This window comes from Methylobacterium terricola, assembly GCF_006151805.1.
In the GTDB taxonomy this organism is placed as follows: Bacteria; Pseudomonadota; Alphaproteobacteria; order Rhizobiales; family Beijerinckiaceae; genus Methylobacterium; species Methylobacterium terricola.
The window spans coordinates 30,398-45,089 of record NZ_VDDA01000008.1; the positions used below are offsets into that span (position 1 = coordinate 30,398).

Genomic DNA, 14,692 nt, shown 5'->3' on the forward strand with positions numbered 1-14,692 from the left:
CGGGATCGCGGAACGATGACGCTGAACGACCGCGAGCGCGCGGTGCTCGCCTGGCTCGCCGACCGGCACGACGCCATGGCGGATCTCCTCGCCGAGATCGTCGCGATCGACAGCGGCAGCCGCGACAAGCCGGGGATAGACCGGGTCGGCGCGGTCCTGCGCCGGAGCCTCGCCGGGGCCGGCATCCCGACGCGGGTGATCGCCCATCCCGATCACGGCGACAACCTCCTCGCCGAGCTGCCGGGGGACGCGCCCGGGGGCCACGCCCTGCTGCTCGGGCACATGGACACGGTGTTTCCCGCCGGCACCGCCGCCGAGCGGCCGTTCCGGATCGCCGACGGCGTCGCCACGGGTCCGGGCGTCGCCGACATGAAGGCCGGGCTGGTGATGAACCTGTTCGTCGCCCAGGCCTTCGCGGCGACCGGCGGCGCGCCGATGCCGCTCTCGCTGCTCTGCACCGGCGACGAGGAGATCGCCTCGCCGGCCTCCCGGCCGGTGATCGAGGCGGCGGCCCGCGGCGCCGCCCTCGTCCTCAACGCCGAACCGGGACGGGCCTCCGGCAACGTCGTGACGCGGCGCAAGGGCGCGCTCTTCCTGCGCGTCGCGATCACCGGCCGGGCCGCGCATTCGGGCGTCGAGCCCGGCAAGGGCGCGAGCGCGATCGACGCGATGGCCCGCAAGATCCTGAAGCTGCACGCGCTCCAGGACCTCGCGGCCGGCACCACGGTGAATGTCGGCCTGGCCAGCGGCGGCGTCACCGTCAACACGGTGGCGCCGCAGGCGGGACTCGAGATCGACGTGCGCTTCCGCGACCACGCCGCGATGCGCGCGGTGCGCCAGGCGATCGAGGCGATCGTCGCCGAGGAGGAGCCGGCAGGCACGCGCGCGCGGATCGTCGACGATGCCGGCTTCCTGCCCCTCGTCGAGAGCGAGGCGGGCCAGGCGCTGTTCTCCCTCTACGCAGGGTGCGCCCGCGATATCGGGTTCGCCGTCGAGGGCGAGTTCACCGGCGGCTCGGCCGACAGCGGGTTCACCGCCTCGGTCGGCGCGCCCACCCTCTGCGCCACCGGCCCGGTCGGCGGCGGCGCCCACACGCCCGAGGAATATTGCCGGCTCGACACGATGGTGCCGCGGGCCCAGGCCGCGGCGCTGACGATCCTGCGGGCGCCGTCGTCCCGAGTGCCCCAAACCCAAGTGCCCCTGGCGTGAGCACGGCGACGGACCTCGCCGCCGACGCCCCGACCCTGCTCGACCGGCTCGAATCCGGGCGGGAGGCGCTCACCGCCCGGGAGACCGAGATCGCCCGCTACGTGATCGCCCACTATCCCGAATCCTGCCTCGACAGCGCCTCGGCGATGGCGCGGGCGACGGGGGTGAGCGCCGCGACCGTGGTGCGGCTGTTCGCCAAGCTCGGCTATGCGAGCTTCCAGGAGGTGCAGCAGGAGGTGCGCCGGGAGGTCTCGCGCAAGCTGCATTCCCCCGCCGAGCGGGTCCGGCTGCCCGAGGACGGCGTGTCGCAGGGCGAGATCACCGCCCGGACCCTCGAGACCGAGATCGACAACATCCGCGCCACCTTCGCGGCTTTGTCGGATCGCGAGATCGAGGCGATCGTCGCGCGGCTCTGCGCCGGGCGCGGTCGGATCTACGTCATCGGCGAGAAGAACAGCTTCCCGATCGCCTACTACATCCAGACCCACCTGAACCTCTGCCTGCCGGACGTCACGCTGCTCGAGACCGGCGAGGCGCGCATCGCCGACCGCCTGCTGTGGCTCACGCCCGACGACCTTCTGATCGCGATCAGCATCCGCCGCTACTCGCCCAACACCACCAGGGCCGCCGCGAGCCTGCGGGAGCTCGGCGGCGACGTGATCGCGCTCACCGACAGCCCGCTCTCGCCGCTCTGCCCCTACGCCACCCACCGCCTGCTGATCGAGACCCGCAGCCAGTCGGTGTTCGACTCGTTCACGGCGGCGATGAGCCTGTCGGGCCTCATCGTCGGCGCGGTCGCCCGGCGCCGGCGCGAGGCGATGCTGGAGATCCTGCGCCGGGGCGAGCGGCTGTATGAGACCTTCGGGACGTTTCTGGGCTGAGGCTCCCGCCTCACGCCGCCGTCAGCTTCTCGATGCCGTAGACCCGGTCGGTGACCACGAGGGCGACGATGGCGATCAGCATCTGCACGGTGCTGACCGCGGCGATCGAGGGATCGAACTGGTTCTCCATGTAGCTCAGCATCACCACCGGCAGGGTGTTGGTGGTGGCGCTGCCGAAGAAGAACGACAGGGGCAGGTTGTCGAGGGAGGTCAGCACCGCGAACAGCCCGCCGGCGAACACCCCCGGGCGCACCAGGGGCAGCGTGGTGTAGCGGAAGGTCTGCCAGCGCGTGGCGCCGAGGACGGCGGACGCCTCCTCGAGGTCGGGCGGCAGGGCGCGGTAGACCGCCAGGACGGTGCGGGTGACGTAGGGAATGCCCGCCACCGTATGGGCGATCACCAGCGCCGTCAGCGACAGGCCGAGCGACAGGCTCGCCAGGAAGTAGAGCAGCGCGAGGCCGAGCACGATCGCCGGCACGGTGATCGGCGCGAGGAGGAGGTTGGCGATCACCGCGGCGAAGGCCGAGCGGGACCGGGCGAGCGCCAGAGCCGCCGGGACGCCGAGCATGGCGGCCAGCACCGTCGAGGCCAGCGCCACCTCGATCGAGACCCACATCGCCTCGAGGAACGGCCGGTATTCGAGGATCCGCCAGTACCAGCGCAGGGTGTAGCCGGGGATCGGGAAGGTGATGAACGAGGCCGAGGAGAACGACACCAGCACCACCGCGGCGATCGGCGCCACGATGAAGGCCAGGAACAGGACCACGTAGGCCCCGAGCGCCCAGGCGGCGAGGTTCGGCCGCCGGCGGCGGCGCAGGGGAACGGGGGCTGGGAGAACGGGGGCTGGGACGGGGGCGGCGCGCGTCATGCCTTCACTCCCTGGCGGCGCAGGAAACGGGCCTGGATCGCGAGGCAGATCAGGGCGACGAAGAGCAGGAGGTTGCCCATCGCGGCGGCGAAGCCCGTGTCCTGCGCGACGTTGAACTGCTGGTAGATCAGCACCGAGAGCGTCGTCACCTTGCCGCCGCCGAGGAGCAGCATGGTGAGGAAGCTGCCGTTGGCGACGACGAAGACCAGGATGCAGCCGGTCGCGACGCCGTCGAGGCTGAGCGGCAGGGTGATGCGCAGGAAGGTCGCGAGCGGGCCGGCGCCGAGCACCCGCGAGGATTCCTCCAGGCGCCGGTCCACCTGCTGCAGCACCGCCACGATCGACAGCACCATGAACGGGATCAGCACGTGGACGAGCGCGACGTAGACCGCCACCGGATCGTCCGCGAGGTTCGCCGGCCGGGCGATCAGGCCCCAATCGTGCAGGAGCAGCGTCACCGGCCCCTTCCGGGCGAGCAGCACCCGCCAGCCGAAGGTGCGCATGATGATCGAGGTCAGGAGCGGCGCGATCAGCAGGAAGACGATCAGCGCGTTCCAGCGCCCGGCATGACGTACCATGAAGTAGGCGACCGGGTAGCCGAGGACGAGGCAGAGCAGCGTCGCGATCGCCCCGACCTTGAGGGTCTCGGCGAGGATGCCGACGTAGTAGGCGTCCCTGAGGAGCTTGGCGTAGAAGACGACGGGCCCGGCCGTCAGCGCCTGGCCCGTCGCGACGCTGCGCCAGACGTTGGTGCCGAGCGGGATGACGAAGAAGAAGCCGAGGAACACGAGGACGGGGATCGTCCAGCGCGAGCGCACCAGGCGGTAGGGCCCGCGCCCGCCGCGCGCCGGCGCGGCGCTCGCCAGAGCCGGCGCGGGGCGTTCGGCGTCGGCGGTCATCTCGACGTCGGTGATCATGGGGCATCCTGCAGGACGATGGCGCCGTCGGCCGGCCAAGTCAGGCCGACGCGCCCGTCCGCCGGCACGTCGCGGCGCGACTGGCTGTAGGCGAAGACCGGGCCGGGCTGCCCCGGCACCGCGAGCTCGTAGGCGAAGTAGCTGCCGCGGAAGACCACGTCCTGCACCCGGGCCGGGATCTCGCCCTCCCCGGCCGGGCGGATCGCCAGGCGCTCGGGCCGCACCGCGATCAGCACCCGGCGGCCCGAGGCCAGGGGCTCGTCGGACCGCACGAGGCTCGGGGCGGCCCGGTCGATGTCGAGGGCCACCGCCCAGTCGAACGGACCGGCCCGGTCCGCGATCGTGCCGGCGAAGATGTTGGCGGTCCCGAGGAATTCCGACACGAAGCGGGTGCGCGGGCGGTCGTAGACCTCGGTCGGCGGGCCGACCTGGACGATGCGGCCCTCCGCCATCACGGCGACCCGGTCGCTCATCGTCAGGGCCTCCTCCTGGTCGTGGGTGACGATGATCGAGGTGATGCCGAGCCGCCGCTGGATCTCGCGCAGCTCGAACTGCATGCGCTCGCGCAGGTTCTTGTCGAGCGCGCCGAGGGGCTCGTCGAGGAGCAGCACCGACGGGTTGGTGACGAGCGAGCGGGCGAGCGCCACCCGCTGCTGCTGGCCGCCGGAAAGCTGGTGGATCTGCCGGTCCTCGTACTGGCCGAGCCGCACGAGATCGAGCATCCGGCGCACCTGCACCCGCCGCTCGGCCGCCGGCACGCCGCGCATCTTGAGGCCGTAGGCGACGTTGTCGGCCACGCTCATGTGCGGGAACAGGCTGTAGTTCTGGAACACCATGCCGAGGCCGCGGCGGTTGGGCGGCAGATCGGTGACGTCGGCGCCGCCGATCAGCACCTGCCCGGTATCGGGCGTCTCGAACCCGGCGATGATCCGCAGGGTGGTGGTCTTGCCGCAGCCGGAGGGCCCGAGCAGCGCCAGCATCTCGCCGCCGCCGATCGCCAGCGTCAGCGGCTTGAGGGCCTGGAGCGACCCGAAGCTCTTGCTGACCTCGACCAGCGTCAGCGGCACGGCACTCGTCATCGGCAGGCCCTCGCAGGATCGGAGCGCAGCGGACGGAACGCGTCCGGCCCGCCCCGGCGCATATTCACTAAAATGAATAAGGATCGTCAAGCGATCTTCGGGGCGTTGCGACCTCCCGTACCGCAAATCGTAAGTCGATGGTCTGATCTCTGGAAGTTATAATTTTGAGCAACTGGCGATTTCATGGGCATTCAGGCAGTTTGTCGTCGGCGCCGGGTTGTGTGCCCGTTCATGATAGTGAATATTCGCGCCGACACAGACCGAGCGAGGGAGCCGGTTCATGGACGCGCAGCACGGTGACGGATCGGGGATCGACGGCGCGGCGCGCGGGCGCCCCCGCCCGGCGCGGGCCTCCGGCCTCCGGCTCACAATCCTGGCCGGCCTCGCCACAGGAGGTGTTTCCGGCGCGCAAGCCGCCGACCTCGTGGTCGGGGCCTTCGGGGGCGTCTGGGAGCAGAGCCTGCGGCGCTGCGTCGTCGAGCCGTTCCAGAAGAAGACCGGCAAGACGGTTGACGTGGTGCTCGGCGCCCCGATCCAGTGGCTGAACCAGATCGCCGCGAGCCCGGGCAAGCCGCCCCTCGACATCGTCTACAACCCGTCCGAGACCGCCTACGACGCGATCAACCGCGGCCTCGTCGACCGCTTCACCCCGGACAAGGTGCCGAACCTCGCCAAGCTCGGGCCGCGTTTCGCGGGCCTCGGCGACGGCTACGGCGCGCCGCACAATTACGGCGGCATGGGCCTCATCTACAACACCGAGACGGTGCCCGAGCCGCCCAAGGACTGGAAGTCCTTCGTCGAGGGCACGGTGGCGGGCAAGTGGAAGGCTGCCATGCCGAACGTCAACTATCCGAGCGGCGGCCTGACCGTGTCGGTCTGGAGCTTCGCCACGCTGTATGGCGGCGGCATCGACGACGTCGCGCCCGGCCTCGCCGCGGTCAAGCGCATGCAGAAGAGCGGCAATCTCAGCCTGTGGACCGACCCCAACGGCGTCCTCAACGGCCTGAGGAGCGGCGACATCGACATGGCGATGTATTGGGACGGCCGCGCCTGGACGTTCATCGACGACAAGAACCCGCAGTTCAAGTACGTCAATCCCGATCCGGGCGTCATCGTCGGGCTGACCTGGATCCAGAAGGTCAAGAACGGCAGCGACCTCGGCTACGCCTTCGCCGACCTGTCGCTCAGCGCCGAGGCGCAATCCTGCTTCGGCAGCGCGATCCGCTACGGCGTGGTCAACAAGGACGCGGTGTTCGATCCCAAGATCGCGCACGAGATCACGGCGCCCGAGCGCCTGATCTTCCCGCCGTTCCAGGAGATCCCGCCGCGCCAGGCGAAGTGGGTCGAGACCTGGAACAAGGAAATCGGACGCTGAGGGCCTGACGGGCCGGACACGCGAGGCCGTTCGAAGGCCGGGCCGAGCGCGGCAGTCTCTCCAAGGCCGGGCCAAGCCCGGCGGTCTGTCTGAGGCCGGGCCAAGCCCGGCCGGGAGGCAAGGTCATGGTTTACCGGGTAGGCGTCGACATCGGCGGGTCGTTCACCGACTTCGCCCTCTTCGACGAGGCGACGCAGAGCCTCAGGAGCCTCAAGGTGTTCTCGCGCCCCGACGAGCCCGGGGCGGAGGTGATCGCCGGCATCAAGCTCGCGGGCGAGCGCTACGGCATCGGCCCGGCGGACATCGCCTACTTCACCCACGGCACCACGGTCGGCATCAACACGGTGATCCAGCGCAAGGGCCTGCGTCTGGCGTTGTTCACCACCGAGCATTTTCGCGACGTGCTCGAGATCGCCCGGCTCAAGATCCCGGACATGTACAACCTGCTCTCGAAGCGTCCGGCGCCGCTGATCCCCCGCGACCGGGTCTTCGGCGTCGCCGGCCGCCTCGACGCGGACGGGCGCGAGCTCCAGCCGCTCGACCCCGAGAGCCTGCGCGCGGCGGTGGCGGGCGCCAAGGCGGCGGGCGCCGAGGGCATCGTGGTGTCGTTCCTCCACGCCTACCGCAACCCGGCCCACGAGGAGGCCGCGAAGGCGATGATCGAGGGGCTCGCGCCCGGGCTCCCGGTCTTCCTGTCGAGCGCGACCTGGCCGATCATCCGCGAATACGAGCGGACCATCACGGCGGCGATCGGCGCCTACGTGCAACCCCGGGTCGCGCACTATCTCGGCTCGCTCCAGGCCGCCCTGCACTCGATCGGCGTCGCGCCCGAGCCGCGGCTGACCAAGTCCAACGGCGGCATCATGACCGCCGAGCAGGGCAAGAGCGAGTGCGTGCAGATGATCCTCTCGGGCACCGCCTCGGGGGTGATCGGCGCGGCCTACGTCGCCGAGACCTGCGGCATCCCGCGCTGCATGAGCCTCGACATCGGCGGCACCTCGGCGGACGTGGCGATCATCGTCGACGGTCAGCCGCAATACGGCACCGGCGAGCAGATCGGCGACTTCCAGATCCATATTCCATCGGTCTCGGTGTCCTCGATCGGCGAGGGCGGCGGCTCGATCGCCTGGATCGACGGACAGGGCGTGCTGAAAGTCGGGCCCGAGAGCGCCGGCTCGCGGCCGGGCCCGGCCTGCTACGGCCGCGGCGGCATGCGTGCGACGATCACCGACGCCTTCGCGGCGCTCGGCCTCGTCGGTCTTGCCGAGATCGGCTACGCCGCCGTCACGATCGACCGCGAGCGCGCCCGCGCCGTCGTCGGCGACCTCGCCCGCCCGCTCGGGCGCAGCGTCGAGGAGACCGCCGAGGCGATCATCCGGATCGCGGTCTCGGGCATGTACACCGACGTGAGCGCGCTGGTGTCGCGCTTCGGCATCGACCCGCGGGAATTCTCCTGCCTCGCCTTCGGCGGCGCCGGGCCGATGATGGCCTGCTTCCTCGCCCGCGAGCTCGGCATGCGCGAGGTCGTGGTGCCGCTGACGCCGGGCGTGCTCTCGGCCCTCGGCGGCCTCATCGCCGACCTGAAGAACGACTTCATCAAGACTCTCTACGCCGACCTGACCCCCGACCTCGCGCCGGCCCTGCGCGAGGCCTTCGCGGAGCTGAAAAGCCGCGGGCTCGCCTGGCTGCACGGCGATCAGGGCTATGACGGCCCGGCCGCCCTCGCCTGCTCGGCCGAGCTGCGCTACCGCGGCCAGTCCTTCGAGATCGACACGGCCATCGACGCGGCGAGCGCCGAGGCCGGGGACGTCGCGGCGATCGCTGCGGCCTTCCACGCCGAGCACGAGCGGGTCTACGGCCATGCCGACCGCCACGCCGCCCTGCAGGTGATCTCGCTGCGGCTCGTCGTCAGCGGCCGCACCGTCAAGCCGGACCTGCCGCGCCACGATCTTAGTCCCGGCCCGGCCCCGATGGTGCGCACGACCACCGCCTTCCTCGACGGCGCCGAGCGCGAGGTCGCGGTCTACCGCCGCGATGACCTCCGCCCCGGCCAGACCTTCGCGGGGCCGGCCATCGTCACCCAGGACGATTGCACCACGATCCTGCCCCCGGGCCTCGCGGCGCGGGTCGACGCCTACGCCAACCTGCGCATCAGCCCGGAGGCCGCCCGGTGACGCTCGACCGCACGAATCTCCAGGTCCTCGCCAATTACTGCGCCGCCGCGGCGGAGAGCATGGGCTGGACCCTGATGCGCACCGCGCACTCGACCTTCGTCAAGGAGACCGAGGATTTTTCCTGCCAGGTGCTGACGCCCGAGGGGCTGACCGTCGCGTCCCCCAAGACCTTCGGGGCGACGTGGTATACCGGCCTCGATTACGGCGAGGTGATCCCGCTCTTCGACTACCGCGAGGGCGACATCTGCCTCACCAGCGACCCCTATGCCGGCTACGTCGCGACCCACACCCCGGACGTCCATATCTGGAAGCCGGTCTTTCGCGATGGCGAGATCGTCTGCTTCGTCGGCTGCCACATCCACAACACCGATGTCGGCGGCGCCGTGCCGGCGACCCTGTCGCGCAGCCTGACCGAGATCCACCAGGAGGGCCTGCGCATCCCGCCGATGCGGCTGATGCGCGACGGCGTCATGAACGAGGACCTGCTGCGGCTGATCGCCAACAACGTGCGTCTGCCGGAGCAGAACTGGGGCGACCTCAACGCCCAGATCGCCTGCGTCAACGTCGGCGAGCGCAAGATCCACGAGATCATCGACCGCTTCGGCAAGGACGACTTTCGCGATGGCCTGGCCGGCCTGCTCGACTACGCCGAGAGCCAGGCGCGGGCGGTGATCGCCAAGATCCCCGATGGCGCGTACTTCTTCGCCGACTACGCCGACGAGGACCAGGCCGGCGGCTATCCGGTGCGGGTCGCCGTCACCCTGACGATCCACGGCGACAGCCTGACCCTCGACTTCACCGGCAGCGACCCGCAGCTCGCCTCGTCCCTCAACGTGCCGACCGGCGGCAAGGAGCGCCACGCCCTGGCGATGGTCGGCGTCGTCTACGCCCTCTACGCCCAGGACCGGACCGCGATGCTGAATGCCGGCTTCGTGCGGCCGGCCCGCGCCGTCCTGCCGGAGGGCTCGGTGATGAATGCCGTGATGCCGGCAGCGGTCGGCATGCGCAGCCTGATGTGCAACCTCGCCCAGACCGTGGTGCTCGGCGCCTTCTGCCGCGCCCTGCCCGACCGGATGCCGGCCTCGCCGGGCAGCGGCATGAGCCTGATGAACGTCAAGACCTCGACCCGCACCGGACGCGCGGTGATGGCCTCGATCGGGCCGGTCGGCGGCGGCGGCGGCGGCAGCCCGGGGGCCGACGGTGCCGAGGGCTGCGGCGCCAACATGTCCTACCTCAAGAACACCCCGGTCGAGATCAACGAGGCCGAGGTGCCGGTGCGGATCCTGCGCTACGGGCTGGTGCCGGATTCCGGCGGGCCGGGGCGCTGGCGCGGCGGCACGGCCCTGGAGATGGAGTTCCAGCTCTTCGCGCCGCAATCGATGGTGACGGCGCGCAACCGCGACCGCTCGGTCTTCTCGGCCTGGGGCCTGCGCGGCGGCCGCTCGGGCGCCCCATCGCGCTTCGCCCGCAACCCCGGCACGGACGCCGTCGTGGAGCTCGGTTCCATCGACATCGTGCCCTGCGATCCGGGCGACATCATCCTGATCCAGGGCCCGGGCGCCGGCGGCTACGGCGACCCGCTCGCGCGCCCGACGGAGGAGGTGATCGCCGACGTGCGCCGGGGCTTCGTCTCGGCCGCGCGGGCGCGGGAGGATTACGGCGTCGTGCTCGGACCCGACCTCGCCCTCGATGCCGCGGCGACCGCCCGCCTGCGCGGCGAGCGGTCGCCGGAGAGCGACGGGCCTGCATTCGGCCACGGACCGGGCCGGGTCGCCTTCGAGCGGGTCTGGACGGAGGAGCGCTACGCGACCCTCACCCGGATCCTCGCCGCAATCCCGGTCACCTGGCGCTTCTTCGTCAAGCACCAGGTCTTCGGCGCCCTCAAGGGCCGCGAGGCGCCCGCGGGGGGCGGGGCGCCGGACGTCGAGGCGGCCTACGAGGCCCTGTGCGCGCGCTTCGGCGACCTGCCGCGGCTCGCGGCGATCCGCACGCCTGCGCGGGCGGGCGAGTAGGAGGGCGCGATGGCCGAGACCCTGCTGTTCAGCGAACTGCGCCTGCGCGAGGTCGCCTTCCCGAACCGGGTCGTGATCGCCCCGATGCAGATGTACAAGGCGGCCCCCGACGGGCTCGCCACCGACTGGCACTTCCAGCATCTCGCCAAATACGCGGTCGGCGGGGCCGGCACGGTGATGACCGAGGCGCTGATCGTCGATCCGGTCGGGCGCAACACCTACGGCGATCTCGGCATCTGGTCCGACGACCACGTGCCGCCGCTTGCCCGCATCGCCGCCTTCGTGCAGGAGCAGGGCAGCCTCGCGGCGGCGCAGCTCCACCATGCCGGCCCGAAATCCTCGCGCCAGCGTCCCTGGGAGGGCCTCGGCCCCCTCGGCGCGGCCGAGGCGGCGCGGGGCGAAACGCCCTGGCAGCCGGTCGCGGCTTCCGACGGGCGCAGCGTCGAGGGCTGGCACCAGCCGCGGGCGATGACCACCGACGAGATCGCCCGGCTGGTCGAGGATTACGGCCGCGGCGCCGCCCGGGTGGCCCGGGCCGGCTACGACGTGCTCGATATCCACGCCGCCCACGGCTACCTGATCCACTCCTTCCTCTCGCCGGTCTCGAACCGCCGCGAGGATGCTTACGGCGGCGATCGGGCCGGGCGGATGCGTTTCGCGCTCGAGGTCGCCGAGAGCGTGCGGGCGCATTGGCCGGCGGGCAAGCCGCTCCTGTTCCGCATCTCCTGCGTCGACTGGCGCCCCGACCTCGACACTCGCAGCGACGGCTGGACCATCGCGGACAGCATCGTGCTCGCCCGCGAGCTCGCCGCCCGCGGCGTCGACGTCATCGACTGCTCGTCCGGCGGGATCCGGGCCGAGAACTCGATGATGGACTACGCCAAGACCCGCACGCGGCTCCAGCGTGGCCATCAGGTGCCCTATGCCGAGGCGATCCGGCGCGAGACCGGCATTCCGACGATGGCGGTCGGGGTGATCCTCGATGGGCCGCAAGCCGAGGCGATCCTGCAGGCGGGCCAGGCCGACCTCATCGCCATCGGCCGCGAGGCGTTGACCGACCCGCACTGGGCGCTGCACGCCGCGCAGGCGCTCGGCGCGGACCCGGAGTGGCGCCGTTGGCCGCCCTCCTACGGGTGGTGGCTGGAACTGCGCGAGCGCATCGGCATCGCGGGCTGACGACCGGGCACGAGGAGGACGGCGATCATGGACATCCGTCTCGATGGGCGCGTGGTGCTGGTGACCGGCGCCGCGCAGGGAATCGGACGCGCCCTCGCGCAGGCGTTCCGTGATGCCGGCGCGCGGGTGCACCTGACCGATCTCGACGCCGACGGCGTCGCGGCAGTCGGGCGCGACCTCGGCCTGCCGGCGAAGGCCGGCGACCTCTCGGACCGGGAGGTGGCGCACGGGCTCGTGCGCGACGTCCTTGGCCAGGAAGGGCGGCTCGACATCCTGGCACTCGCCGCCGGCGGCGTGCGCGGCCAGGTCGGCGGGCCGATCGAGGCGGTGACCGAGGCGGCGTGGCGGGCCCTGTTCCAGGCCAATGTCGACGCGGCCTTCTGGGTCGCCCAGGCCGCCGCCCCGCACCTGCGGCAGGCCGGCTGGGGCCGGATCGTCGCCATCGCCTCCGGCGCGGGCCTGCGGCCGAGCCTCACCGGCATCCAGGCCTACGCGGCGGCCAAGCATGCCCTCGTCGGGGTGGTGCGCCAGCTCTCCTGGGAGTTCGGGCCGCACGGCACCACGGTGAACGGGGTCGCGCCGGGCCTGATCCTCACCAACCCGGCGACCCACGCGCAGTGGGAGGCCTACGGCGAGGCCGGGCAGGCGCGGATCCTCGACTCGCTCCACACCCGCCGCCTCGGCGCGCCCGAGGACATCGCCGCGGCGGCCCTGTTCCTGGCGAGCGAGCAGGCGGGCTGGATCACCGGCCAGATCCTGGCCGTCGACGGCGGGCGCCTCTGAGCAGATTTCGCCGAAGCGGTTACCGGTTCGGCGCCAAAACTCTGCGACAGAACAAGACCCTGAGCGGGCGAAGCGTTGGCCTGCCAACGCAAGTCTGCTTGGAGCATTCTCCGACGGAGCGGACACCGGTTCGTCGAAGAAAATGCTGCAAAGTCAGAAACTTAGAGCATCGCTCGGTTGCCGCGTGATCGGGCAGGGCTCTCAGCGCGGATCAAGGGAGGATCGAATGAGTGTGCGCGACGCCTATTGGTGGCAGGCCGCGCCCCTGGCGACGCTGCCGCAGGTGCCGGTCGCCCAGACCTGCGACGTCGCGGTGGTCGGGGCCGGCTATACCGGGCTGTCGGCGGCGATCACGCTCGCGCGGGCCGGGCGATCGGTCCAGGTCTTCGACCGCCAGCATCCCGGCGAGGGCGCCTCGACCCGCAATGGCGGCATCACCAGCGGCAACCTGCGCCTCAGCCGCGCCGAGATGGTGCGCCGCTTCGGCGAGGCGCGGGCCGACGCGGTCCTGGCCGAGGCCAAGGCGGCGCGGGAGGACCTCTACGCCTTCATCGCGCGCGAGGGCATCGACTGCGACTTCCGGTTGACCGGCCGCTTCGCCGGCGCGGCGACCCCGGAGGATTACGACGGCCTCGCCCGCGAGGCGGAGCACCTGCAGCGCACCCTCGGCATCGACGCCCACCCGGTCTCGCGCGCCGACCAGCGCCAGTATATCGGCACCGACTACTATCATGGCGGCAATGTCCGCATGGATATCGGCGGCCTGCATCCGGGAAAGTTCCATGCCGGGATGCTGCGCCTGGCGCGGGAGGCGGGCGCGACGATCCACGGCGAGACGGCGGTGCTCGGCATCCGGCAGGAGGGCGACGGCCACGCGGTGACGACGGCGCGGGGAACCGTGCGGGCCGGCCACGTCATCGTCGGCACCAACGGCTACACCGACGCCGCGGATCGCTGGCTGCGCCGCCGCCTGGTCCCGGTCCGCAGCCGCATCGTCGCGACCGCGCCGCTCTCGCCGAACCTGATGGGCGAGTTGATGCCGCCGCGGATGATGTACACCGAAACGCGCCGGCTGCATTACTACTACCGCCCTTCGCCCGACGGGACCCGGATCCTGTTCGGCGGCCGCGACGGCACGATCGCCGGCGACCCGGACTGGCCGGTCGACAACCTGCGGCGGGCCCTCGCCGACATCTTCCCGGCCCTCGACGGGGTCGACATCGCCCAGAGCTGGTACGGCTACGTCGCCATGAACCGCGACATGATCCCCCGGATCTTCAGCCGCCGGGGCGTGCGCTACGCCGCGGGCTATTGCGGCTCCGGCGTGGTCTGGGCGCGGTGGGCCGGTCAGAAGGCCGCCCTCCAGGTCCTGGGCGACCAGGCCGGAATCTCGGCCCTCGACTTTCGGGCTCCCGGCTTCGTGCCGCTGATGAACGGCACCGCCTGGTTCATGCCGGGCGTGTTCGCGTGGCTCAGCCTTCGCGACCGCCTCGCCGCCCGGCGCACGGCGCGGCGGAGCGCATGACCGGGGATTGATTCCGACGTTGCGTCAGGCGAAGGACGGGCCCACGACCGGGAGTGAAGGACGAGATGGATCCGACGTCGCCTGAGCCGCTGGGTCCGCGGGACGCTCTCGACGATACCCTCGACACGCTCGCGATGGGTGAACGCATCCGCAGCCTGCGCCTGCGCGCCGGCTTGTCGACCTCGGAGCTCGCGATCAGGGCGGGATTGTCGGCCGGGGTGATCAGCCAGATCGAGCGAGGCCTCGGCAATCCGAGCCTCAAGACCCTGGAGCGCCTGCGTATCGCGCTCGGGGTTTCGCTCACGACGCTCATTGAGGGTACGCCGGCCCGGAGTACCGACCCCGTCTTCGTCCGCCGCCTCGCCGCCCGGCCCCATCTCATCGTGGGTCCCTTGGCCATCCACAAGGCGATCCTGTCGCCCGCGGCCACCGAAGGGCTGCGCCTGCTGCTCGTGACCATGCCGAGCGGGGCACGCATCGACGAGGTGATTCGCGAGGAGGGGCAGAAGGCCGGGCTGGTGCTGCGCGGGCGGATCCATCTCACGGTCGGTGCCGACAGCTGTGTCCTGAACGAGGGCGACAGTTTTCAGTTCTCCGCCGCCCTGCCACACGTTCTGTGGAACGATGGTCCGCGACCGGCGGAGCTCGTCTGGATCATGGCCGGACCGGCATTTGCCACGCCGGAGTGACCGG

At 71.5% G+C, this 14,692-nt stretch carries 12 protein-coding genes; 9 read left to right on the forward strand and 3 right to left on the reverse strand.

From position 1 onward, the window contains the following. The first annotated feature begins 15 nt into the window (after positions 1-15). Positions 16-1,209 (forward strand): M20 family metallopeptidase, encoded by a 1,194-nt coding sequence (locus tag FF100_RS18210; protein WP_139037108.1) that lies wholly within the window; start codon positions 16-18, stop codon positions 1,207-1,209. After that, complete coding sequence (locus tag FF100_RS18215; RefSeq protein ID WP_171070231.1) at positions 1,206-2,090, forward strand: MurR/RpiR family transcriptional regulator; 885 nt, start codon at positions 1,206-1,208, stop codon at positions 2,088-2,090. Before FF100_RS18210 ends, FF100_RS18215 begins: the two co-directional genes overlap by 4 nt. 10 nt (positions 2,091-2,100) lie before the next feature. On the opposite strand, the gene FF100_RS18220 is transcribed toward FF100_RS18215, so the two are convergent. From FF100_RS18220 to FF100_RS18230, 3 genes are read right to left on the reverse strand one after another with little or no spacing between them, the layout of a single operon-like run. Beyond that, positions 2,101-2,958: an ABC transporter permease gene (locus FF100_RS18220; RefSeq protein WP_139037110.1), complete on the reverse strand. Its 858-nt coding sequence runs from the start codon at positions 2,956-2,958 to the stop codon at positions 2,101-2,103. Then, the gene (locus FF100_RS18225; protein ID WP_246102152.1) at positions 2,955-3,875 is read right to left on the reverse strand and encodes an ABC transporter permease; all 921 of its coding nucleotides are present in this window, start codon (positions 3,873-3,875) and stop codon (positions 2,955-2,957) included. Before FF100_RS18225 ends, FF100_RS18220 begins: the two co-directional genes overlap by 4 nt. Further along, the gene (locus FF100_RS18230) at positions 3,872-4,954 is read right to left on the reverse strand and encodes an ABC transporter ATP-binding protein (RefSeq protein WP_139037111.1); all 1,083 of its coding nucleotides are present in this window, start codon (positions 4,952-4,954) and stop codon (positions 3,872-3,874) included. Before FF100_RS18230 ends, FF100_RS18225 begins: the two co-directional genes overlap by 4 nt. Before the next feature lie 280 nt (positions 4,955-5,234). Between FF100_RS18230 and FF100_RS18235 the strand changes: the two genes are divergently transcribed. The 7 genes from FF100_RS18235 to FF100_RS18265 all read left to right on the forward strand — a co-directional run bounded on the left by FF100_RS18235 (position 5,235) and on the right by FF100_RS18265 (position 14,688). After that, the gene (locus tag FF100_RS18235) at positions 5,235-6,329 is read left to right on the forward strand and encodes an extracellular solute-binding protein (RefSeq protein ID WP_139037112.1); all 1,095 of its coding nucleotides are present in this window, start codon (positions 5,235-5,237) and stop codon (positions 6,327-6,329) included. A 125-nt stretch (positions 6,330-6,454) separates the two neighbouring features. Further along, complete coding sequence (locus FF100_RS18240; protein WP_139037113.1) at positions 6,455-8,503, forward strand: hydantoinase/oxoprolinase family protein; 2,049 nt, start codon at positions 6,455-6,457, stop codon at positions 8,501-8,503. Then, the gene (locus FF100_RS18245) at positions 8,500-10,515 is read left to right on the forward strand and encodes a hydantoinase B/oxoprolinase family protein (RefSeq protein WP_139037114.1); all 2,016 of its coding nucleotides are present in this window, start codon (positions 8,500-8,502) and stop codon (positions 10,513-10,515) included. Before FF100_RS18240 ends, FF100_RS18245 begins: the two co-directional genes overlap by 4 nt. 9 nt (positions 10,516-10,524) lie before the next feature. Continuing rightward, on the forward strand, positions 10,525-11,691 hold the full coding sequence (locus FF100_RS18250) for an NADH:flavin oxidoreductase/NADH oxidase (RefSeq protein WP_139037115.1): 1,167 nt from the start codon (positions 10,525-10,527) through the stop codon (positions 11,689-11,691). 27 nt (positions 11,692-11,718) lie between these two features. Continuing rightward, positions 11,719-12,474 (forward strand): SDR family NAD(P)-dependent oxidoreductase, encoded by a 756-nt coding sequence (locus FF100_RS18255; protein WP_139037116.1) that lies wholly within the window; start codon positions 11,719-11,721, stop codon positions 12,472-12,474. A gap of 226 nt (positions 12,475-12,700) precedes the next feature. Next, positions 12,701-13,999 (forward strand): NAD(P)/FAD-dependent oxidoreductase, encoded by a 1,299-nt coding sequence (locus tag FF100_RS18260; protein WP_139037117.1) that lies wholly within the window; start codon positions 12,701-12,703, stop codon positions 13,997-13,999. A gap of 53 nt (positions 14,000-14,052) precedes the next feature. After that, complete coding sequence (locus FF100_RS18265) at positions 14,053-14,688, forward strand: helix-turn-helix domain-containing protein (protein WP_139037118.1); 636 nt, start codon at positions 14,053-14,055, stop codon at positions 14,686-14,688. Positions 14,689-14,692: the final 4 nt, after the last annotated feature.

Excerpts from the sequence above, each read along its gene's own strand:
- FF100_RS18260 (WP_139037117.1), top strand. The coding sequence starts at position 12,701 with ATGAGTGTGCGCGACGCCTATTGGTGGCAGGCCGCGCCCCTGGCGACG.
- FF100_RS18235 (WP_139037112.1), top strand. The coding sequence starts at position 5,235 with ATGGACGCGCAGCACGGTGACGGATCGGGGATCGACGGCGCGGCGCGC.
- FF100_RS18240 (WP_139037113.1), top strand. The coding sequence starts at position 6,455 with ATGGTTTACCGGGTAGGCGTCGACATCGGCGGGTCGTTCACCGACTTC.
- FF100_RS18250 (WP_139037115.1), top strand. The coding sequence starts at position 10,525 with ATGGCCGAGACCCTGCTGTTCAGCGAACTGCGCCTGCGCGAGGTCGCC.
- FF100_RS18220 (WP_139037110.1), bottom strand. The coding sequence starts at position 2,958 with ATGACGCGCGCCGCCCCCGTCCCAGCCCCCGTTCTCCCAGCCCCCGTT.
- FF100_RS18230 (WP_139037111.1), bottom strand. The coding sequence starts at position 4,954 with ATGACGAGTGCCGTGCCGCTGACGCTGGTCGAGGTCAGCAAGAGCTTC.
- FF100_RS18255 (WP_139037116.1), top strand. The coding sequence starts at position 11,719 with ATGGACATCCGTCTCGATGGGCGCGTGGTGCTGGTGACCGGCGCCGCG.
- FF100_RS18210 (WP_139037108.1), top strand. The coding sequence starts at position 16 with ATGACGCTGAACGACCGCGAGCGCGCGGTGCTCGCCTGGCTCGCCGAC.
- FF100_RS18225 (WP_246102152.1), bottom strand. The coding sequence starts at position 3,875 with ATGATCACCGACGTCGAGATGACCGCCGACGCCGAACGCCCCGCGCCG.